The organism is Luteimonas sp. 9C (assembly GCF_902506295.1).
Classification (GTDB): Bacteria; Pseudomonadota; Gammaproteobacteria; order Xanthomonadales; family Xanthomonadaceae; genus Luteimonas.
This window is the reverse complement of sequence record NZ_LR733313.1, coordinates 16,487-36,283: the sequence shown is the minus strand read 5'-3', so window position 1 is coordinate 36,283 and position 19,797 is coordinate 16,487. Positions and strand designations below refer to the sequence as shown.

The 19,797-nt window shown below is 68.7% G+C and carries 20 protein-coding genes; 14 read left to right on the top strand and 6 right to left on the bottom strand.

The window, feature by feature from the left end; translation table 11 throughout:
• Positions 1 to 162 precede the first annotated feature (162 nt).
• The 4 genes from CURTO8I2_RS13185 to CURTO8I2_RS13170 all read left to right on the top strand — a co-directional run bounded on the left by CURTO8I2_RS13185 (position 163) and on the right by CURTO8I2_RS13170 (position 5,916).
• The gene (locus CURTO8I2_RS13185) at positions 163 to 1,431 is read left to right on the top strand and encodes an MFS transporter (protein WP_255475835.1); all 1,269 of its coding nucleotides are present in this window, start codon (positions 163 to 165) and stop codon (positions 1,429 to 1,431) included.
• A complete protein-coding gene (ggpS, locus tag CURTO8I2_RS13180) occupies positions 1,428 to 3,770 on the top strand; it encodes a glucosylglycerol-phosphate synthase (protein ID WP_236551155.1) in 2,343 nt (780 codons plus the stop codon). The genes CURTO8I2_RS13185 and ggpS overlap by 4 nt, the downstream gene beginning before the upstream one ends.
• A 304-nt stretch (positions 3,771 to 4,074) precedes the next feature.
• Entirely contained in the window at positions 4,075 to 4,491 is a 417-nt protein-coding gene (locus CURTO8I2_RS13175) for an MliC family protein (RefSeq protein WP_159681725.1), read from the top strand.
• Positions 4,492 to 4,611: 120 nt separating this feature from the next.
• Positions 4,612 to 5,916 carry a TIGR00366 family protein gene (locus tag CURTO8I2_RS13170; RefSeq protein ID WP_159681724.1) on the top strand — a complete coding sequence of 435 codons (1,305 nt, stop codon included), beginning with the start codon at positions 4,612 to 4,614 and terminating at the stop codon, positions 5,914 to 5,916.
• Between the two features lie 46 nt (positions 5,917 to 5,962).
• Here CURTO8I2_RS13170 and CURTO8I2_RS13165 read toward each other — a convergent pair whose 3' ends face one another.
• The 4 genes from CURTO8I2_RS13165 to CURTO8I2_RS13150 form a co-directional block, all read right to left on the bottom strand.
• Positions 5,963 to 7,336, bottom strand: a complete 1,374-nt coding sequence (locus tag CURTO8I2_RS13165) for an amidohydrolase family protein (protein ID WP_159681723.1) — start codon at positions 7,334 to 7,336, stop codon at positions 5,963 to 5,965.
• Positions 7,333 to 7,578, bottom strand: a complete 246-nt coding sequence (locus CURTO8I2_RS13160; RefSeq protein WP_159681722.1) for a DUF2789 domain-containing protein — start codon at positions 7,576 to 7,578, stop codon at positions 7,333 to 7,335. The genes CURTO8I2_RS13165 and CURTO8I2_RS13160 overlap by 4 nt, the downstream gene beginning before the upstream one ends.
• A gap of 141 nt (positions 7,579 to 7,719) precedes the next feature.
• Positions 7,720 to 7,896: a DUF1328 domain-containing protein gene (locus tag CURTO8I2_RS13155; protein ID WP_159681721.1), complete on the bottom strand. Its 177-nt coding sequence runs from the start codon at positions 7,894 to 7,896 to the stop codon at positions 7,720 to 7,722.
• 100 nt (positions 7,897 to 7,996) lie between these two features.
• Positions 7,997 to 8,623 (bottom strand): DUF998 domain-containing protein, encoded by a 627-nt coding sequence (locus tag CURTO8I2_RS13150; protein ID WP_159681720.1) that lies wholly within the window; start codon positions 8,621 to 8,623, stop codon positions 7,997 to 7,999.
• A 340-nt stretch (positions 8,624 to 8,963) separates the two neighbouring features.
• Here CURTO8I2_RS13150 and CURTO8I2_RS13145 point away from each other — a divergent pair, with 340 nt between their 5' ends.
• The 5 genes from CURTO8I2_RS13145 (at position 8,964) to CURTO8I2_RS13125 (ending at position 11,556) form a co-directional block, all read left to right on the top strand.
• A complete protein-coding gene (locus CURTO8I2_RS13145) occupies positions 8,964 to 9,632 on the top strand; it encodes a methyltransferase domain-containing protein (protein ID WP_159681719.1) in 669 nt (222 codons plus the stop codon).
• Positions 9,629 to 9,931 carry a YkgJ family cysteine cluster protein gene (locus tag CURTO8I2_RS13140; RefSeq protein WP_159681718.1) on the top strand — a complete coding sequence of 101 codons (303 nt, stop codon included), beginning with the start codon at positions 9,629 to 9,631 and terminating at the stop codon, positions 9,929 to 9,931. Before CURTO8I2_RS13145 ends, CURTO8I2_RS13140 begins: the two co-directional genes overlap by 4 nt.
• A 13-nt stretch (positions 9,932 to 9,944) precedes the next feature.
• Positions 9,945 to 10,190 carry a hypothetical protein gene (locus CURTO8I2_RS13135; RefSeq protein ID WP_236551154.1) on the top strand — a complete coding sequence of 82 codons (246 nt, stop codon included), beginning with the start codon at positions 9,945 to 9,947 and terminating at the stop codon, positions 10,188 to 10,190.
• A gap of 80 nt (positions 10,191 to 10,270) precedes the next feature.
• Positions 10,271 to 11,071 carry an SDR family oxidoreductase gene (locus tag CURTO8I2_RS13130; RefSeq protein ID WP_159681717.1) on the top strand — a complete coding sequence of 267 codons (801 nt, stop codon included), beginning with the start codon at positions 10,271 to 10,273 and terminating at the stop codon, positions 11,069 to 11,071.
• Between the two features lie 119 nt (positions 11,072 to 11,190).
• Positions 11,191 to 11,556 (top strand): glycine zipper 2TM domain-containing protein, encoded by a 366-nt coding sequence (locus tag CURTO8I2_RS13125; protein WP_159681716.1) that lies wholly within the window; start codon positions 11,191 to 11,193, stop codon positions 11,554 to 11,556.
• Between the two features lie 81 nt (positions 11,557 to 11,637).
• On the opposite strand, the gene CURTO8I2_RS13120 is transcribed toward CURTO8I2_RS13125, so the two are convergent.
• Complete coding sequence (locus tag CURTO8I2_RS13120) at positions 11,638 to 12,174, bottom strand: DUF2058 family protein (protein WP_159681715.1); 537 nt, start codon at positions 12,172 to 12,174, stop codon at positions 11,638 to 11,640.
• A 29-nt stretch (positions 12,175 to 12,203) separates the two neighbouring features.
• On the opposite strand from CURTO8I2_RS13120, the gene CURTO8I2_RS13115 reads away from it, so the two are divergent.
• From CURTO8I2_RS13115 to CURTO8I2_RS13095, 5 genes are all read left to right on the top strand, one after another.
• Positions 12,204 to 12,779, top strand: a complete 576-nt coding sequence (locus CURTO8I2_RS13115; RefSeq protein ID WP_343161358.1) for a M48 family metallopeptidase — start codon at positions 12,204 to 12,206, stop codon at positions 12,777 to 12,779.
• Between the two features lie 114 nt (positions 12,780 to 12,893).
• Positions 12,894 to 13,493, top strand: coding sequence for a nitroreductase family protein (locus tag CURTO8I2_RS13110; protein ID WP_159681713.1), 600 nt, complete (start codon positions 12,894 to 12,896; stop codon positions 13,491 to 13,493).
• Between the two features lie 72 nt (positions 13,494 to 13,565).
• Positions 13,566 to 15,386, top strand: a complete 1,821-nt coding sequence (locus CURTO8I2_RS13105; RefSeq protein WP_159681712.1) for a DUF885 domain-containing protein — start codon at positions 13,566 to 13,568, stop codon at positions 15,384 to 15,386.
• Between the two features lie 84 nt (positions 15,387 to 15,470).
• Positions 15,471 to 17,072, top strand: a complete 1,602-nt coding sequence (locus CURTO8I2_RS13100) for an AbgT family transporter (protein ID WP_159681711.1) — start codon at positions 15,471 to 15,473, stop codon at positions 17,070 to 17,072.
• A gap of 88 nt (positions 17,073 to 17,160) precedes the next feature.
• Complete coding sequence (locus CURTO8I2_RS13095) at positions 17,161 to 17,571, top strand: OsmC family protein (protein ID WP_159681710.1); 411 nt, start codon at positions 17,161 to 17,163, stop codon at positions 17,569 to 17,571.
• 82 nt (positions 17,572 to 17,653) lie between these two features.
• Here the strand turns inward: CURTO8I2_RS13095 and CURTO8I2_RS13090 are convergent, their stop codons facing one another.
• Positions 17,654 to 19,783, bottom strand: a complete 2,130-nt coding sequence (locus CURTO8I2_RS13090) for a M13-type metalloendopeptidase (protein WP_236551153.1) — start codon at positions 19,781 to 19,783, stop codon at positions 17,654 to 17,656.
• Between the last annotated feature and the right edge of the window lie 14 nt (positions 19,784 to 19,797).

The following is a 19,797-nucleotide window of genomic DNA, read 5'->3' as shown; positions in this document are numbered from 1 at the left end:
CATTCGGGGTCATGCACGCGTCGGCGACCGCAAGCGCATGATTGCATTGCGGTTTTCGTTGCGGTGCAGCATTTGTGGCGGGCGCAATTGCGCGTGAAAATATTCAATATTTTCAATGTGTTATAGTTACACACCTTCGCTGGATGCCGTGGAGGTATCGCCATTCCTGTCGTTCGCAATCTTGCCGCGCTGCTCGCCGGCGTCGCCCTGCTGCTGATGGGCAGCGGACTGCTGGGCACGCTGCTCGCCGTGCGCGGTGGGCTGGAAGGCTTCAGTGACCAGACGCTCGGCCTGATCATGTCCGGCTATTTCGTCGGCTTCTTCCTCGGCACCTACATGGCGCCGGGACTGATCCAGCGGATCGGCCACATCCGCGCCTTCGCGTTCTACGCCGCGCTGTGCGCGGCGGCGATCCTGCTGCATCCGATCTTCATCGACCCCTGGGCCTGGGCCGCGCTGCGCGTGGTCACCGGCATCGCGTTGGTGGGCCTGTACACGGTCATCGAAAGCTGGCTCAACGTCGAGGCGCCGCCGGAAAAGCGCAGCCAGGTCTTCGCGGTCTACATGGCGGTGAACCTGCTGGCGCTGGCGGCCGGCCAGTGGCTCATCGGCCTTCAGGATCCCGCGTCCTTCGCGCTCTTCAGCATCGTCGCCGTCCTGATCTGTCTGGCCGCGCTGCCGGTCGTCGCCAGCCGCATGACTCAGCCGACGCTGCCGGTCGTGCCGCGGCTGGCGCTGGCCGCGCTCTGGCGTACCGCCCCCGCCGCGGCCACCGGCGCGTTGCTGGCAGGGCTGGCGATGGGCGGCTTCTGGGGCATGGGCGCCGTCTACGCCGCCGGGCTGGGGCTCGACCTGCAGGGCATCGCCTCGCTGATGAGCGCCACCATCCTCGGCGGTGCACTGCTGCAGTGGCCGATCGGACGTCTCTCCGACGGCGGCGACCGGCGTACGACGCTCGCGCTGATCTGCGCCGCGGCCGCGATCATCGGCGTGGCGATGATGTTCGCCGCCGACCGGTCGCAGCTGGCGCTGTTTGGCCAGTTCTTCCTGTTCGGCGGGGTCGCGTTCGCAATCTATCCGATCTGCGTCGCCCATCTGCTCGATCACCTGCCGACCGAGGACACGTTGTCAGGATGCTCCAGCCTGTTGCTGCTCAACGGCGTGGGCTCGGCGATCGGTCCGGCGATCGTGGGCGTGGCGATGTCGCGATTCGGTCCGACCGCTCTGCCCGCCTCGTTCGCGGTGATCCTGGGCGCGCTCGCGCTCGTCGCCGCCGGCCGCCGCCTGCTGCGCCAGCGCGACAACGACCATCCCTCGGTCTTCCATCCGATGCTGCGCACCACGCCTTCGGCGCTGGAGCTGCTGCCTGAAACCGGCCCTGCACCCGAGGGCCCCGACCTTTCCGATCCACATCACAAGGACCCACATTGACCCAGGACACCACCACTGCCGACCTCACCCCCGCCAATACCGCGTTCGTGCCGCGACTGATGCTCGCGACCGACCTCGACGGCACCTTCCTCGCCGGATCCCCCGCGCACCGCCAGCAGCTCTACCGTCTGGTCGACCGCCATCCCGAGATCCGCCTGACCTTCGTCACCGGCCGCGGCCTCGAAGCCGTCATGCCGCTGCTGTCCGACCCCAGCCTGCCGCGTCCCGACTACGTGATCTGCGATGTCGGCGGCACCGTCGTCGACGGCCACACCTTGCAGCCGATCCAGCCCCTGCAGACGCGCATCGACCGTCGCTGGCCGGGTGAGCGCGCAGTGGCCGATGCGATGGCCGGCTTCAGCGGCCTGGTGCGCCAGGACGTCCCGCAGGAGCGCCGCTGTTCCTACTTCTGCGAGCCCGAGGCGCTGAACGAGGTCCGCGCCGACATCGAAGCGACCGCGCGCAAGCTCGGCTGCTCGGTGCTGTATTCGGCCGACCGCTACCTCGACATCCTGCCGCCCGACACCGACAAGGGCCGCACCCTCGCCGCGCTCGCCGACCACCTGGCGCTGCCGCGCGAGCGCGTGCTCGTCGCCGGCGACACGCTCAACGATCTGTCGATGTACACCTCCGGCTTCCAAGGCGTTTGCGTGGGCGAATCCGAGCCCGCGCTGGTGAAGGCGACCGATCAGCTCTCCAACGTCTTCCACGCCAAGGCGCCGGGCTGCGGCGGCATCCTCGAGGCGATCAGCCATTTCGATCTGCTCGAGACCGACGATCCCTACCTCGGCCAGACCGTCGAAACGGCCACCGGCCAGTCCGACCTAGTGATGGTCTACCACCGCCTGCCGTACGAGGAGTACGTGGAGGACGGCCAGCGCAAGCGCCGTCGCCCCACCTCGCCCAACGGCATCATTCCCAGCCTGCTCGGCTTCTTCGGCAGCGGGCAGAAGGGCTCGTGGGTTGCGTGGAGCGTGGACGATCCCAAGCTCGGCAAGTTCGAGACGCGCACGCCGGTCGACGCCGACGCTTATCCCAACCTCACCGTCGCGCGGGTGCCGCTGACGCATACCGAGGTGGATGCGTTCTACAAGCGGTTCTCCAAGGAAGCCTTCTGGCCGATGCTGCACACGTTCTGGGAGCGCGCGCGCTTCAGCGAGGACGACTGGAAGATCTACCTGCGGGTGAACCGCAAGTTCGCCGAGGCCACCGCGGCCGAGGCCGCGCCCGGCGCGACCGTGTGGCTGCACGACTACAACCTGTGGATGGTGCCGGCCTATCTGCGCGAACTGCGTCCGGACGTGCGCATCGCGTTCTTCCACCACACCTACTTCCCGTCGGCCGACGTGTTCAACGTGGTGCCGTGGCGCCGCGAGATCCTCGGCAGCCTGCTGCAGTGCGACTACATCGGCTTCCACATCCCGCGCCAGGTGGAGAACTTCGTCGACGTGGTCCGCGGCGCGATGCCGACCGAAGTGATCAAGCGCGAAGGCTGCGCGCCGCGCTTCCTCACCTACGGCTGCGCGGTGGGCATGGACGAGATGAGCACGCGCATCCGGGTCGGTGACCGCGAGGTGGGTCTGGGCGCGCATCCCGTCGGCACCGACCTCAAGCGGATCGAGACCGGTCTGGCGCAGCCCCGCGTGCGGGTGCGGCTCGAACAGATCCGCCGCGAATTCTCGGGCCGCAAGCTGGTGCTGTCGGTCGAACGTCTCGATTACACCAAGGGCACGCTGGAGAAGCTGCTCGCGTTCGAGCGCCTGCTCGGTGAACAGCCCGATCTGCGTGGCAAGGTCACGCTGCTGATGGTGTGCGTGCCGGCAGCCAAGGAAATGACCGTCTACCAGGAACTGCAGACCCAGATCGAGCAGGCCGTCGGCCGGATCAACGGGCGTCACGCGATGCTGGACTGGTCCCCCGTGCGGTTCTTCGCGCGCGGGCTGCCGTTCGAGGAAGTGCTGGCGCATTACGCCGCCGCCGACGTCATGTGGATCACGCCGCTGCGCGATGGCCTGAATCTCGTGGCCAAGGAATTCGTCGCGGCGCATGGCATCGAAGGGTCGTCGGGCACGCTGGTGCTGTCGGAATTCGCCGGTGCGGCCGCAGAGCTCAAGGGCGCCGTACTGACCAATCCGCACGACCTCACCGATCTGGTCGCCGGGCTGCGCCAGGCGCTGTCGATGCCGGAACACGAAGCCGTCGGCCGCCAGCGCCAGCTGTTCGACATCGTGCGCTACTACGACGTGGAACGCTGGGGCCGCGATTTCCTCGACGCCGTGGACACCGCGGGCAGCGGCGCGGACCAGCACCGCTACGCCGCGCGGGGGCTCGCCGCCTGAGGTCGCGGGCGCGCTTCGGGCGAACGCCCGACGCGTGCCCGCATGCCCCGGCATCGCAGGATGCGGGCCGACGATGTGCCGGGCGTCGGCCTCGCGTCGCGGGCTGCACCTGTTTGCCGCATCGCGTCCCGTGACGACCTCGCAGCATCGCGGCGTCCGGCACGTCGCAGGACGTCGGACGCCTTGCCCGCGGGTGGCCCAGGCGTCGCGTCCCGACGACGCCACCCTGCGTTCACCGTTTCCTGCCTAGCCTGCCGTTTCCTGCCGGTCTTGACGCCGGCACCCGCCTTCAAGAGGACGCCCCATGCGCGCAGCATCCGCCACCGCTCTCATGCTCACGTTCGCACTCGCCGCCTGTGGCGGTGAGTCGACGCCCGCCGATCCGGTTGCGCAGACGCCGCCGCCTCCGCCACCTGCTGCCGCGGAAGAAGCGCCGCCCACCGGCTCGCTCGCCGCCCGCGAAGCGGAGACCGCGCCGTCGAACACCGTCAACTACGATTGCGAAGGCACACGCATCACCCTCGCGCAGGACGGCGAAGGCGAGGATGCGCGCGTGCAGTTCGTGGTCGACGGCGTGACGCTCGACCTGCCCCGTGTGGAGACCGCCCAGGGCGACCGCTTCGCCGACAGCGACGGCAACATCTTCTGGAGTCATGGGGCCGACGAAGCCCGTCTGACCCTGCAGGGCGAGCACGAACGCAACTGCGCACGCGTCTACTGAGACGTCGGCGCACGCAGGTCGCCTCCGCCGGCCGGAGGCGACCGCCTAGACCATCGTCCAGCAGGCATGCCGCGTCTGCGCCGCTAAGCTGCCCGGTCGTGCCCCACGACGGTATCCGCTATGTTCCAGCGCGCCACGCGCCTGTCCGTCCGACTCGTCGAACGGTTCCTGCCCGACGCCTATGTCTTCGTCCTGATCTTCACCGCGCTGGCCGCACTGGCGGCGTTCGCGATCGAGCAGACACCGCCGCTCGAACTGGTCCGCTACTGGGGCACCGGGTTCTGGGAACTGCTGGGCTTCTCGATGCAGATGCTGCTGGTGCTCGTCACCGGCTTCATCCTGGCGAAGACGCCACCGGTCAAGCGCGGGCTCGCGTCGATGGCCTCGCGCGCCCGCACGCCGAAGAACGCCGTCGTGATGGTCACGCTGGTCGCAATGGCGGCGAACTGGATCAACTGGGGTTTCGGTCTGGTGATCGGCGCCCTGTTCGCGCGCGAAGTGGCCCGGCATGTCCGGGTCGATTACCGCCTGCTCGTCGCGAGCGCCTATTCCGGCTTCATCGTCTGGCACGGCGGGCTGTCGGGCTCGATTCCGCTCACCATCGCGACCGAGGGCCACTTCATGCAGGCGGCGATCGGCCTGGTCCCCACTGCCGACACCCTGTTCGCGCCGTTCAATCTGCTGATCATCGCGTTGCTGGTGATCGCGGTGCCGCTGATCAACCGCTCGATGACGCCGTCGGCGCAGGACACGGTGCTGTTCACGCCGCCCGAGGATGCCGAACCGCCCGCGCTCGAGGGTGACGCCTCGCCGGCCGATCGACTGGAGCACGGCTGGCTGCTCTCGCTCGCCGTGGGCGTCGCCGGACTGGTCTTCCTGGCCGACCACTTCATCGCCGGCGGCGGCCTCAACCTCAACATCGTCAACTACGCCTTCCTGATGCTCGGCATCGTGCTGCACCGCACGCCCGCGCGGCTGCTCGCGGCATTGCAGGAGGCGATCAAGGGTGGCGCGGGCATCGTGATCCAGTTCCCGTTCTACGCCGGCATCATGGCCATTCTCGTCGGCTCGGGCCTGGCGACGACGCTCTCGGGCTGGTTCGCGTCCATCGCCAGCGCCGACACGCTGCCGTTCCTGACCTTCCTCTCGGCCGGCCTGATCAACATGTTCGTGCCGTCGGGCGGCGGCCAGTGGGCGGTGCAGGCGCCGGTGATGATTCCGGCCGCGCAGGCGCTGGGCGCCGATCTGCCGCGTGTCGCTATGGCGGTGGCCTGGGGCGATGCCTGGACCAGCATGCTGCAGCCGTTCTTCGCCCTGCCGCTGCTCGCGATCGCGGGCCTCAGGATCAAGGACATCATGGGCTACTGCCTGATGCTGCTGTTCGCCTCCGGCGCGATCATCGGGCTGGTGTTCCTGCTGTTCTGAGTGTCGGACCCGCCCGGCGCACGCAACACGCGCGGCGGATCTCCACTCACTCCGCGTGACGCGCGGCGATCTCCGCCAGTCGCGCATCGAGCGCCTCGCGCGACCACCAGCGCCCGCGTGCCATGACACCCAGCGGCGCCCGGGCATGCGACAGATCCGCGCGCGGATCGCCGGCCAGCAGCACCAGATCCGCGCGGCGGCCGACTTCCACGGTGCCGAATGCATCCGGCGTCCCGAGCGCGCGTGCGGCGTTGCGCGTTCCGGTGACCAGCACCTCGTACGGGGTCAGGCCCGCGGCCTGCATCATCGCCATCTCGCGATGGATCGAGAAGCCCGGCACGTTGAAGAACTGCGGTGCGTCGGAGCCGAGCACGATCGGGGCGTCGCCGTCGTGCAGCGCCTTGAGCAGCTCACGACGCAATGTCACGAGTGCCTGCGCCGCCTCCGGCTGGAAGGTATCGCGCGCCGCATACGCGTGCTTCGCCACGCGCCAGCGTTCGCGTTCTGCGGCTGGCATGTAGCGCATTTCCGGCCATTGCAGCATCGCTTCCGGGGATTCGGACGAGGCCATGTGCTCGACCAGGCTCAGGGTCGGCACGTTCCAGACGCCGGCGTCGCGGGGCCGGACGACGGCTGCTTCGATGCGACCGCGATCGGCCCACTGCACCCAGCCGCTGCCGAACCAGCCCGCGTCGCGATCGCCGGTCCTGGTGCCCGGCGGCACGAGGAATTCGACGTAGCGGTCGAGATGGTCGATCGAGGCCTGCTGCGCGTCGAGCGCCATCTCCAGCGTCACCCCGTCGGTAATGTGACCGGCGAACGGCATTCCGATCGCCTGCGCCGCGGCGGCCATGGGGGCGTAGGCATCGGCCGGCACGCTGCCGAGCTTGACCAGGTCGAAACCGGCCGCGTGATGCGCGCGGACATCGCGCACCGCGGCGTCTGCATTCGCGCTGGCCAGCCACGGACTGGCGACGACGAGGGTCGGACCGTCGATCTCGCCCTCCCTGATCTGCGCCCGCAGCTGGGGATGCGACGCATCGCCCGACATGTTGCGTACCAGCGTCACCCCGTTCGCGAGATACAGGTGCAGGGTGTCCTGCACGGACGCCGGATCGTCTGCACCGGGAATATGGCCGTGGAATTCCGCCAGGCCCGGCATCAGCACGTGGCCCGTGCCGGCGATACGCGTCGCATCCGCGGGCACGTCGACTTCGGCACGCGCGCCGATCGCGACGATGCGTCCATCGCGCACGACCACGGTCTGCGACGGCAGGCGCACGTCGCGATCCATCGGCAGCACGTCGACATCGACGAACGCGTACGTGCCCGCCGCCGGCGCCACGCCCTGCGCAGGCTGTGCCCAGGCGACGGGCGTCGCCAGCAGCGCAACCGCGAGGGCGTGGCGCCATGCGCTCATGTGGCGGGGTGCGCGTGCAGTGCGACGTTGAGCTGGTCGATCACGACGATCCAGTCGGCGTCCTCGATGCGCTCCTCGCGCAGCAGCTGCGCCTGCGAGTCCGTCCAGAACGGCGCTTCTTCCAGCCGCATGTCATCGGGCAGCGGCCCATGCTCGGCAATGAACGCCCGGATCGCGGCTTCGTCGTTGGGCAGGCCCAGCTGGGCGAAGAGTTCGGAAAACGGATGGACGGTGGATTCCACGATGCACTCCAGGGGGGGCGTGCGCCGAGCGTAGCGCGGCCTGCGTCAACGCCACTGCAGGCGCGGCGCGATTTCCGGGGCCGGACACGCGAACCGCCCGGCAAGCGGGCGGTTCGGACACAACATGTGCGGGGCTGCGTGCTAACTGGCGACTTTCTTGGCGACCGTCAGACCCAGCACGAACAACACGACGGCGATGATGACCGCTGCCCAGAACAGGAATTTCGCGATGCCCATCGCGCCGCCGGCGATACCACTGAAGCCGAGCGCGCCGGCCACGAGGCCGATGACTGCGAAGATGATGGCCCACTTGATCATGCAACATTCTCCTTGCGGGGCGACGCGAGCGCGCGTCACGAGTGGCCGAAATCTTCAGCCGCGCGCAGTGCGGGCCGCGTGAACGGATGACATCGCAGCATCAACGCACGCGCAGGGCGAGCGCGCGCAGCATGCAGAGCATCCAGCCGAGGATCAGCACGATCACGGTCTTCTGCGCGAGTCCGCGTGGCGCGTCGTGCCATACCGCCAGTCCCCACACCGACGCGAAACACAGCAGTGCCAAGGGCAAGGCCCAGCGGGCCGTGCGCCGCCACGCCGGATCACGCAGGCAGCCGAGCGCCTGGACCACCATGCCGGTCGTCGCGAACAGGAACGCGCCCTGCGCGGACACGCCGTGGATCAGGCCTTCCAGTGATCGATCCACGCCCGGCATGTCCATCCACGCATACGCGGTGACCGACAGCGACGTGCCCGCGAGCACGAACAGCAGCAGCGCCGCTGCACTGCGCGCCGGCGGCGCATGCGCTTCGCGCAGCGCCCAGGCCAGCGTCACCATGCCGATGCCGAGTGCGACGTAGGCGACCTGCAACAGCGGGCCCCACGGGCCGATCAGATACAGACTCATCTGGCTGGCGACCGGATCGAGGTCCGGCCGCAGCCCATGCAGCGCGACAGCGGCGGCGATGAAGAAGGCCAGACCCGCGGCCGCGACATGGCGCGCGCGGCGAATTGGCGGGCGGTAGGGAGAGCAAGCGGGTACGGACATCGGCGACTGACTTTCGAAATTCGCGACGGATGCTACCGGAGCCCCGTGCCGCGAACGGCAGACGATGCCCCGTCGCGCCGGGACGCAGCAGGCGGACGCGCGAGGCCTGTGTCGCGCTCTGGGCGCGCTGGCCCCGGGCAGGGCCCGGGCCACGTGCACCGCAGCGACCACCGCGCCTGAACCGCGCCGAGGCCGCCGGGCCGGGGCATGGCCCCCGGGTGCTATGCTCGATCCTCGGGCCGCGCCCGATCCGTGCGCTCCGCGCGACCTGAGCCGTCGCCCGCCTCGCTTTCCCTCCCGCGTGACCGCCCCTTCCGGGGCTCCGCTCACAGGAAGCTTCGTGCCCGGCTACTCCACCCGAATCGTGACCGTCCAGGTCGGTGACCACGCCTACCGCCTGCGCGTGCTCGGTGATCTGCAGCAGTTCGCCGATCCCGATGGCCACGGCGCGAGTCTGGGTATTTCATCGGCGCAGTGGTCGTTGTTCGGCCAGCTCTGGCCTTCGGGCCGTCTGCTCGCGCAGACCATGGCGCGCGCGGATGTGGCCGGCAAGCGGATACTGGAAACGGGCTGCGGCATCGGCCTGTCGAGCCTGGTCCTGCAGCGGCGCGGCGCGATCGTGGTGGCGTCGGACATCCATCCCCTGACCGAAGGATTTCTCGCCTACAACGCCGCACTCAATGCGCTTGACGCGGTGCCCTACCGTCAGATGCGCTGGGACGTGGCGCTGACGACCCTGGGCCGGTTCGACATGATCATCGCGTCGGACGTGCTCTACGAACGCGCACACGCGGCGCTGCTCGCCGATGTGGTCGAGCGCTACGCGCAGCCGGACGCCGAAGTCGTGATCAGCGACCCGGGGCGCGGCAACAGCGCGGCGTTGAGCCGGTTGCTGGAAGCGCAGGGATTCACGCTGCACGAGTCCCGCGCCGGCATCGACGACGAGGCCGGGGTGTTGCCACGTGGTCGTGTGCTGCACTACACCCGCACCATCGGCCGCCTGCAGTGAGCGAGCGCGCCGACTGCGACCGGTGCGATGCCGTGTGCTGCCGCCTCACGGTGGTCCTGCAGTCCGGTGATGACGTGCCCGAGCGCTTCACCGACGTCAACGACGCCGGCCTGCGGGTCATGGCGCGTGACGAGGAAGGCTGGTGCGTCGCGATCGACGGCGCCCGCATGTGTTGTTCGATCTATGAAAGCCGTCCTGACGTCTGCCGACGTTTCGTCATGGACGGTCCCTACTGCCGCGACATCCGCGCCGATTACACCGAGCGCGGCAGTCGCGGCATCCCGCTGGCGATGTATTGACGGAGTCCACCGGATGTCCCGCACCAAGAACCCGAGTCCCCCACAGTCCGACACGCGCCACCTGTTCGCAGGTGCGCGCAAGCCCAACGAGCGTGGCGCATCGCTGACCAGCGATCGCATCGCCGATGATCTGGCCTCGTTCCGCAAGTCGGGCGGCAAGATCGAAGTGCTCGGCAACACGCGCACCCTGACGCGCATCGACGGCCCTGCCGCGCCGCCACCGGTCGAAGCCGCGCCGCGCAAGCGCCGCGCGAGCTGAATCCCGCGCTGTCGTCCTGACGACGGCGCGTCGATCCACCCCGCCGTATCGTGTGGGCCTGTGCTCCAGGAGCTGCCCGCATGTCGCTGACACCACCGATCCGGCCGTTCGACGCCAGTCCCCTGCTCGATCGCGTGGTGCTGGTCACCGGCGGTGCGCAAGGCATCGGGCGTGGCATCGCCCAGGCCGTGCTGGGCGCCGGCGGGCGTGTGGTGATCGGCGATCTCGACCGCGCCGCGGGCCGGGCCTGCCTCGTCGAATGGGACGTTGGCGACCGTGCACGCTTCCTCACCCTGGACGTTTCCCGAGAGGCATCGGTGCGCGCGTTCGTCGGGAAGGCGCAGGCCGCGTTCGGCCGCATCGACGGCCTCGTCAACAACGCGGGTCCCGCGGATCCGGCGATCGACGACGTGTCGGCACTTGCACTGGCCGACTGGCGGCGCTTCATCGACGCGCATCTGACCGGCACGTTCCTGTGCAGCAAGCATGCGCTGCCCGCGTTGCGGGACGCGCACGGGGCGATCGTCAACATCGCGTCCAGCCGGGCGCTGCAATCCGAGCCGCACACCGAAGCCTATGCATCGGCCAAGGGCGGCGTCGTGGGCTTCACGCATGCGCTGGCGATCAGCGAAGGTCCACGGGTGCGCGTCAACGCGATCAGTCCAGGCTGGATCGTCACCGACGACTGGCGCAAGCCGACTGCGCGTCGTGCGCCCGCACTCTCGAAGCGCGACCACGTGCAGCATCCCGCCGGACGCGCCGGGGTCCCCGACGATATCGGCGCATTGGCGGTCCATCTGCTTTCCGACGCGTCCGCGTTCATGACCGGCCAGAACATCGTGGTCGATGGCGGCATGAGCCGCGTGATGCACTACGTCTGACGCCGGCGTCACGCTGCACCCCGGGAGATGAACTGCGGATTCCAGATGCGCACGATTTCACCTCGGCCGCCGGTTCCCACTGCAAGCATGCGGACCTGTCATCCGTCTGGAGCACTGCCATGAAGCCCATCCGCACCCTTGTCGCCTTCGGCCTGCTGTCGCTGGCCGGCACGACCCTGGTCCACGCCCAGAGCTATGGCCCGGAAGACGAAGGACGCCGCTTCGACGACGGCAGTCGTGTGGTCTGCGACGAGGTCGAGGTGCAGCGCAATACGAGCGATCCCAACCGTATCGGCGGTACCGCCGCAGGCGCCGTCATCGGCGGACTCGTCGGCAACCAGATCGGCAGCGGCAACGGCCGCAAGCTGGCCACCGTGGGCGGCGCCGTCGCCGGTGGCGCAATCGGCCGCAACGTGCAGGGCAACCGTCAGGAAGCCAACGGCAACCGCGTCGTCGAAACCCGTTGCGAGCGCGTACGCCGCTGACCGCTTGGCGGCACGCGTCAGGACATTCCGATTACCCGGACGGGTCGGCCACTGGCCGGCCCGTTCGTGTATAGGCGTGCGTCACCAGAGCAGATCGTCCGGCACTGCGTATCTGGGGTCGGCGTAATCGTCATCGACACTCTGCGCCGAGGCGTCGCCCGCATGGTCGAGCACGATGGCCTGCGGATCCCGTTCGCGCACGCGTGAAACGACGGCGCGCGGCAACAGCACGAAGCTGCCGTCGAGCAGTGCGATCACCAGCACGCCACTGGCCAGCTGGCGCGCCTGCGCGTCGTCGACCACGACGCTGCGGATGCCGCCATCCACATCGAACCGGTATGCACGCTCGCCCGTCGATTTGACCTGGTGGTCGACGACCAGCTGCCGCGCCTGCGCGCGACGCTCGCGCTCGCGGGCCTCCTCGTTTCGGGCCTGCGCCAGCGCGCGATCGCGTTCGACCTTGTCCTGGCGCACGCGCTCGACCTCGCGCTGCGATTCGGTCTTCGCCGCGGGCTGTTTGCCGTGTCGCGCCTTCGTCTGCTCGCGCGCGATTTCGGCAACCTTGCCCTTCTTGACCAGGCCGGCCTTCAACAGCTGTTCCTGCAGCGGATTGCGCATGCCACATCGTCCACGGTGTCCGGCGGTCGATGATACCGGCTGCGCGATGTCCGCTCCGTCGGTATCGTGCCGCGATGGATCCCCTGCCCTATCTCGCCGGCTATCCCGCCGATGTCCAAACGCGCGTGCGTGCGTTGCGCGACGCCGGACGCCTGGGCGATTACCTCGCCCGCCGCTATCCCGAACCGCATGCCGTCCGCAACGATCGCCAGCTCTACGACTACGTGCAGGCGCTCAAGGACCGGTATCTGCGCCAGTCCACGCCGCTGCACAAGGCGGTCTACGACGGCAAGCTGCAGGTGCTCAAGCACGCGCTGGGCACGCATACGACCATCTCGCGCGTGCAGGGCGGACGGCTGAAAGCGAATCGCGAGATCCGCGTCGCCAGCGTGTTCCGCGACGCACCCGCCGCGTTTCTCGAGATGATCGTGGTGCACGAGCTGGCGCATCTGAAGGAAAGCGACCACAACCGCGCGTTCTACAACCTCTGCACGCACATGTTGCCGGATTACCACCAGCTGGAGTTCGATCTGCGCCTTTATCTGATGCACCGGGAAGCCCAGAGCGCCGCTCCGAGCGGCGCAGAGGACGACGTCGATCGTTGACCCAGATGCAACGATCCTTCCCGATTGACCGGGTCGTTCTACTGATGAGACATCGCCAGACTTGTGGGGAGGCCGCAGCACGCGGCATCGACCCGCCTCCCTCGAGTCCCGAGCATGTCCAACACCTTCATTGCCGCCGCCACCCGTCGCCGTAGCCAGTACGCCCTGGGCAAGTCCCTGCCGGTGTCGCAGACCGACGCCACCGCGCTGATCCAGGAAGCCGTGCGCCAGGCGCCCTCTTCGTTCAACTCGCAGAGTTCGCGCGCCGTGATCCTGTTCGGCGACGAGAGTCTGAAGTTCTGGAGCTTCGTGAAAGATGCGCTGCGCGAGATCGTGCCGGCGGATGCGTTCGCCGACACCGAAAAGAAGGTCGACAGTTTCGCTGCGGGCGCCGGCACCGTGCTGTTCTACGAAGACATGGCGACCGTGCAGGCTTTGCAGGAGAAATACCCGCTCTACGCCGACAATTTCCCGGTCTGGTCCGAGCACTCCACCGGCATCGCGCAGTACGCGGTGTGGACCGCACTGGCCGAAGCCGACATCGGCGCGAGCCTGCAGCACTACAACCCGCTGCCCGATGCGGCCGTCGCGGCCGAGTGGGACATCCCGTCTACGTGGCGCCTGCGCGCGCAGATGCCGTTCGGTTCGCACGAGGCCGGTTTCGGCGAGAAGACCTTCATCGACGACGCGATCCGGTTCCGCGTGCACGGCTGATCGCCGCCGCGCGTTCCGGCCATCGGCAGGCCCTGCGTAGAATCGCAGGGCCTGCCTTCGTCTGGAGTTCCGATGCGTTTGCCGATCCGTCCCGCGTCTCTCGCGCTCGCGCTTGCCGGCGCCTGCCTGCTCACCGCATGCGCGCCCATGCAACGTGGCGAACCGGTCGACACGCACGCCAGCGTCGAATCGCCGACACAGGCGTCGATCTTCTTCGAACGCTTCACCGACGAGTGGATGCGACGCCAGCCGTCGGCATCGACCGCGAGCCGCTACTTCGGCGATGCCGAACAGGCGCGCATGGACCGCGAACTCACGCCGCAGACGCAGGCGTTCCGCGCCGGGACCATCGCGCTCGCGCAGCGCGGGCTGACCGAACTCTCGGCGCTCGACCGCGGGTCGATGAACGATACCGACCGCGTGTCCGCCGAGCTGATGGCGTGGCAGCTGCGCAGCCTCGTCGAAGGCGATCGCTTCGACGACTACGGCTTTCCGCTGCAGCAGTTCAGTGGTGCCAACGTCAATCTGCCGAATCTGATGACGGTGGTGCATCCGCTGCGCAGCGCCGCCGATGCCGAGAGCTATCTCGCGCGCCTGTCGCAGTTCGAGGCCCGCATGGATGAGGCCACCGCGCGCGCCGCCGAACTCGCCGCGCGCGACGTGTTGCCGCCGCGCTTCATCGTCGAGGCGACGATCGCGCAGATGCGTCGCTTCATTGCCGACGCGCCCGCGCGCAATCCGCTGGTCGCGACCTTCGACACGCGCCTGCAGACGGTCGACGCCATCGATGCAACCGCGCGTGCCGCGCACGTGGCCAAGGCGACGCAACTGGTCGAAACCGGCGTGTATCCCGCCTGGTCGCGTGCGATCGCGGAACTCGAACGCCAGCTGCCGCGCACGACGGCCGATGCCGGCCTGTGGCGCTTCCCCGATGGCGCGGACGCGTACGCCTTCCAGCTGCGACGCTTCACCTCGACGGCGCTAGGCGCGGAGGAGATCCACGCGATCGGCCTGCGCGAAGTCGCGCGCATCGAAGCGGAGATGGACACCATCCTGCGTTCGATCGGCCGCGGCGACGGCAGTGTGGAAGCGCGTCTCAAGCAGCTGCGCAGCGATCTCGCCTATCCCGATGACGACGCCGGCCGCGCGGCGATCATGGCCGACATCGCCACGATGATGCGCGATGCCGAGCGCCGCAGCGATGCGCTGTTCGACATCCGTCCGCGCTCGGCCGTGATCGCGCAGCCCTATCCCGAATACCGCTGGGACAGCGCCGCTGCCAGTTACACCGCGCCGCCGCTCGACGGTTCGCGCCCGGGCGTCTACCAGATGCCGCTGCGCAAGGACCGCCTGACCCGCTTCGGCCTGCGCACGCTGGTCTACCACGAGACCGTGCCGGGCCATCATTTCCAGGTCGCGCTGTCGGTCGAGAACGCCGCACTGCCCAAGTTCCGGCAGACGCGCGCGCTCGGCGGCATCTCGGCCTTCAGCGAGGGCTGGGCGCTGTACGCCGAGCGTCTCGCCGCCGAGGAAGGCTGGTACGAGGGCGACCCGGAGGGCCGCCTGGGCCAGCTGGATGCCGAGCTGTTCCGCGCGCGCCGCCTCGTCGTCGACACCGGTCTGCACGCGATGCGCTGGACGCGCCAGCAGGCGATCGACTACGGCATTCCCGCATCCGAGGTCGACCGTTACGTGGTGATGCCCGGACAGGCGACGTCGTACATGATCGGCCAGCTCGAAATCGTGCGTCTGCGCGACAAGGCCCGCGATGCACTCGGCGAGCGCTTCGATCCGCGCGCCTTCCACAACCGGGTGCTGCTGACCGGCGTGGTGCCGCTGGACCTCCTGGAGCGCGAGGTGGACGACTTCATCGCGCAGGCGGCGCGCGGCTGAGGCCTGCGGGGCGCGCCTCCGGCCTGCCTGAGACGCGTCCGCAGCGCTTGCTAGACTGGCTGGCCACCCGACACGGCAGGCACGATGACTTCACGCAAGGCGGCTGGCCCCGCGTCTCCTCCTCCGCGCAGCGCCATCACGCGGCTGCTCAACGGCGTCGAGTTCCTCGGCAACCTGCTGCCGCATCCGGTGACGCTGTTCGCCCTGCTCGCACTGTCGATCGTGCTGCTGTCGGGCATTCTCGGCGCCTACGGCGTGTCGGTGCCCGATCCGCGTCCCGTGGGTTCGAGCGGACGCGCCGACGACGGGATCATCCGGGTCATCAGCCTGCTCGACGCCGAGGGGCTGCGCCGCATCGTCACCGGGCTGGTGACCAACTTCACATCCTTCGTGCCCCTGGGCACCGTGCTCGTCGCGATGCTCGGCGTCGGCATCGCCGAGCGGTCCGGCCTGCTGACCGCGGCGATCAAGCAGCTGGTGCTCGGCGCGCCCAAGAGTCTGGTGACGGTGGTCGTGGTGTTCGCCGCGATCCTGTCCAACACCGCGTCGGAAATGGGCTACGTGGTGGTGATTCCGCTGGCCGCAGCGATCTTCCACGCGCTGGGGCGCCACCCGCTGGCAGGTCTGGCCGCTGCGTTCTCCGGCGTCTCGGGCGGCTACAGCGCCAACCTGCTGATCGGCACCGTCGATCCGCTTCTGGCCGGCATCACCCAGGAAGCGGCACGGCTGATCGACCCCGCCTACGAGGTGCATGCGGCGGTCAACTGGTACTTCATGATCGCCAGCACCTTCGTGGTGACCGCGATGGGCTGGTTCGTGACCACCTACATCGTGGAACCGAAACTGGGCGCCTTCGATCCGAAGGATCTCGACCCCGATGCCGAGCCGGTGAACATGGATCCGCTGGCCGCCCGCGAACGCCGGGCGCTGCTGTGGGCCGGCCTGGCTGCGCTGCTCGTCGCGGCCGGTATCGCCGCGCTGGTGGTTCCGTCGAACGGCGCACTGCGCCTGCCGGGCGTTGAGGACACGCTCGGCAGCCTGCGGCCGTTCCTGACCGGCATCGTGGTGCTGGTGGCGGTGTTCTTCGCGGTGGCGGGCATCGTCTACGGCGCGCTCACAGGATCGATCCGCAACGATCGCGACGTCATCGACGCGATGGCGAAATCGATGGGCACGCTGAGCCTGTATATCGTGCTGGTGTTCTTCGCCGCGCAGTTCGTCGCGTTCTTCAACTGGACCCAGCTGGGCCAGGTGATGGCGGTACTCGGCTCCAGCCTTCTGGAGTCGATCGGCCTGACCGGACCGCTGGTGTTCCTGGCCTTCATCGCCCTGTGCGGCCTGATCAACCTGTCGCTGGGCTCGGCCTCGGCGCAGTGGGCGGTGACCGCGCCGATCTTCGTGCCGATGCTGATGCTGGTGGGGTACAGCCCCGAAGTGATCCAGGCGGCCTACCGCATCGGCGATTCGGTGACCAATCTGATCACGCCGATGATGAGCTACTTCGGTCTGATCATGGCCTTCGCCGCGCGCTACAAACGCGATCTCGGCGTGGGCACGCTGATCGCGATGATGCTGCCCTACTCGATCGTGTTCTTCGTCGGCTGGACGCTGCTGTTCTTCGTCTGGGTGTTCGTGCTCGGCCTGCCGGTCGGACCGGGCGCCCCCACGTACTACGCGCCGGGATGAACACGCGCGTCGGCTGACGGCGCGGCGATGTCCGTGGCAGTGTGAATCGAGGACGGCCATCACGGCCGTCGGTTCCGGAGCCCCCGACATGACCGCTCGCGCCCGACTCGACGCACGCACCGACGGTGTGGATTTCCGTGTCGCGCTGGAAGACGGCGCGGGTCACCGATGGGCCGCCGACGAGCCCGCCTCGCTCGGTGGTGGCGACAGCGCACCGACGCCCGACCACCTGCTGCTGTCGGCGCTGGGGGCATGCACCGCGATCACGCTGCGGATGTACGCCGCGCGCAAGCAGTGGCCGCTGGAAGGCGTCGACGTCGAACTCCTGCTCGATCCGGATGGCAAGCCGGCCGCCGGCACCGACATCACGCGGCACATCACCCTGCGCGGACCGCTCGATGCGGACCAGCGCGCACGACTGTTGCAGATCGCGAATACGTGCCCGGTGCACAGACTGCTGACCGGCGAGGTCCGGATCGCGAGCACGCTGCACGACTGAATCCACCGCCGCATGTTGAGTCGATATACAGAAAAGGGCCGGGAGATCCCGGCCCTTTTGGTCACTCAGCGATCGTCGCGGATCACCAGATGCGCACACGATCTTCCGGTGCGATCCACAGCGCATCCTGCGCGGTGATGTCGAACGCGTCATACCACGCGTCGACATTGCGCAGCGGCGCGAACGCGCGGATGTGTCCCGGCGAATGCGTGCCGTTGACCAGCTGCTGACGCAGCGCATCGTCGCGCCACAGGGTGCGCCACACCTGCGCCCAGCCCATGAACAGACGCTGTTCGCCGCTGAAGCCGTCGAGCTCCGGCGCCGGCTTGCCGTCGAGCGAACGGCGGTAGGCCTCGAGCGCGATCGTGATGCCGCCCAGGTCACCGATGTTCTCGCCCATCGCAACCTTGCCGTTGATGTGCATGCCGGGCAGCTGCGGGAACTCGTAGGCCTCGTACTGGGCGCCGAGCTTGGCGGCCTGGGCCTCGAACTTCGCCGCGTCCTCGGCCGTCCACCAGTCGCGCAGCACGCCTTCGCCGTCGGACTTGCGGCCCTGGTCGTCGAAGCCGTGGATGATCTCGTGGCCGATCACGCCGCCGATGGCGCCGTAGTTGACAGCCGGATCGGCATCAGGATCGAAGAACGGCGGCTGCAGGATCGCGGCCGGGAACACGATCTCGTTCTTGACCGAGTTGTAGTACGCGTTGACGGTCTGCGGGGTCATGCCCCACTCGCCCTTGTCGACTTCCTTGCCCAGGCGGTTGCGACGGTAGTCCCACTCGAACGCCATCGAGCGCTCGGCGTTGCCGAATACGTCGCCACGTGCGACCTGCAGGCCGCTGTAGTCGCGCCAGGTATCCGGGTGGCCGATCTTCAGACCGAAGCCTTCGAGCTTCTTGTGCGCCTCGGCCTTGGTTTCGGCGCCCATCCAGTCGAGCTGGTCGAGACGCGCGCCCATCGCCACCTTCACGTTGGCGACCAGCGCGTCCATCTTGGCCTTGGAATCGGCCGGGAAATACAGCTTCACGTAGTCGCGACCGATCGCCTCGCCCATCGTGTTCTCGGCGAACGACACGCCGCGCTTCCAGCGTTCCTGCTCTTCGGGCTGGCCCGACAGGAACTTGTTGCGGAATTCGAAGCGGGCGTCGGAGAACGCCTTCGACAGCAGTGGCGACGCGCTGTCGATGGTGCCGAATGCCTGCCAGGCCTGCAGCGTGGCGATGTCGGCCTCGGCGAAGATCGCCGCGAGCTTCGGAATCGCGGTGCTCTGGCGCACGACGGCGCGCGGCGCCTGCGGCACGCCGGCGGCCGCGAAATACGTGGCCCACGGGAAGCCCGGCGCCGTGGTCTCGAATGCGGACAGCTCGACCGGGTTGTAGGTCTTGTCGCGGTCACGGCTCTCGGCACGCGTCCAGTGCGCCTCGGCGATCCTGGTCTCCAGCGCGAGGATGGCTTCGGCGTTCTGCTGCGGGTTGTCCCAGCCGCCGAGCTCGAGCATCTGCGCGATATAGGCCTGGTAGCGCTCGCGCTGCGGTGCGAAGTTCTCGCGCAGGTACATTTCGCGATCGCCCAGGCCGAGGCCCGACTGGCTCATGTACAACGTGTAGCGATCAGGGTCGCGCTGGTCGTCGGACACGCCCAGGCCGAAGAAGCTGCGGCCGAAATCACCCTGGCTTTCGCCCATCAGCGTGGCGAGCGCCTCGCGATCGGTCGCGGCGCGGATCGCGGCCAGCTTCGGCTCGAGGGGCTTGGCGCCGAGCGCTTCGATCGCGGCCTCGTCCATGAAACCGGCGTACAGCGCGGCGACCTTGGCCTGGTCACCGTCGGTCGCGGGATCGCCGGTCGGATAGCCCTCGACCAGCTGGCGCACGCGCGCCTCCGACAGATCACGCAGCACCAGGAACGCGCCGTAGCTCGACTTGTCGGACGGAATCTCGGTCTTTTCGGCCCAGTTGCCGCTGACGTAGCGGAAGAAGTCCTCGCCCGGCCGCACGCTGGTATCCATGCCGGCGGTGTCGATGCCCCAGGTGCCCATGCGCTTGGCGGCGACCATCGCGTCGGCGCTGCCGGCGGCGGACGTGTCGGCCTGGAACAGCGACTGCAGCTGGCACAGGTCGTCGAGGCAGGTGTGCGCGTGGTCGTGGGCGATAGCGGACGAGGCCGCCATCGTCAGCGCGACGGCGGTGGCCGCGGACAGCAGGGTCTTCTTCAAGGTCGATCTCCGGG

Coding starts and splice junctions, on each gene's coding strand:
- CURTO8I2_RS13175 (WP_159681725.1), top strand. CDS start 4,075: ATGCGCGCAGCATCCGCCACCGCTCTCATGCTCACGTTCGCACTCGCC.
- CURTO8I2_RS13170 (WP_159681724.1), top strand. CDS start 4,612: ATGTTCCAGCGCGCCACGCGCCTGTCCGTCCGACTCGTCGAACGGTTC.
- CURTO8I2_RS13165 (WP_159681723.1), bottom strand. CDS start 7,336: ATGAGCGCATGGCGCCACGCCCTCGCGGTTGCGCTGCTGGCGACGCCC.
- CURTO8I2_RS13155 (WP_159681721.1), bottom strand. CDS start 7,896: ATGATCAAGTGGGCCATCATCTTCGCAGTCATCGGCCTCGTGGCCGGC.
- CURTO8I2_RS13150 (WP_159681720.1), bottom strand. CDS start 8,623: ATGTCCGTACCCGCTTGCTCTCCCTACCGCCCGCCAATTCGCCGCGCG.
- CURTO8I2_RS13135 (WP_236551154.1), top strand. CDS start 9,945: ATGTCCCGCACCAAGAACCCGAGTCCCCCACAGTCCGACACGCGCCAC.
- CURTO8I2_RS13130 (WP_159681717.1), top strand. CDS start 10,271: ATGTCGCTGACACCACCGATCCGGCCGTTCGACGCCAGTCCCCTGCTC.
- CURTO8I2_RS13125 (WP_159681716.1), top strand. CDS start 11,191: ATGAAGCCCATCCGCACCCTTGTCGCCTTCGGCCTGCTGTCGCTGGCC.
- CURTO8I2_RS13120 (WP_159681715.1), bottom strand. CDS start 12,174: ATGCGCAATCCGCTGCAGGAACAGCTGTTGAAGGCCGGCCTGGTCAAG.
- CURTO8I2_RS13115 (WP_343161358.1), top strand. CDS start 12,204: ATGATACCGGCTGCGCGATGTCCGCTCCGTCGGTATCGTGCCGCGATG.
- CURTO8I2_RS13110 (WP_159681713.1), top strand. CDS start 12,894: ATGTCCAACACCTTCATTGCCGCCGCCACCCGTCGCCGTAGCCAGTAC.
- CURTO8I2_RS13105 (WP_159681712.1), top strand. CDS start 13,566: ATGCGTTTGCCGATCCGTCCCGCGTCTCTCGCGCTCGCGCTTGCCGGC.
- CURTO8I2_RS13100 (WP_159681711.1), top strand. CDS start 15,471: ATGACTTCACGCAAGGCGGCTGGCCCCGCGTCTCCTCCTCCGCGCAGC.
- CURTO8I2_RS13095 (WP_159681710.1), top strand. CDS start 17,161: ATGACCGCTCGCGCCCGACTCGACGCACGCACCGACGGTGTGGATTTC.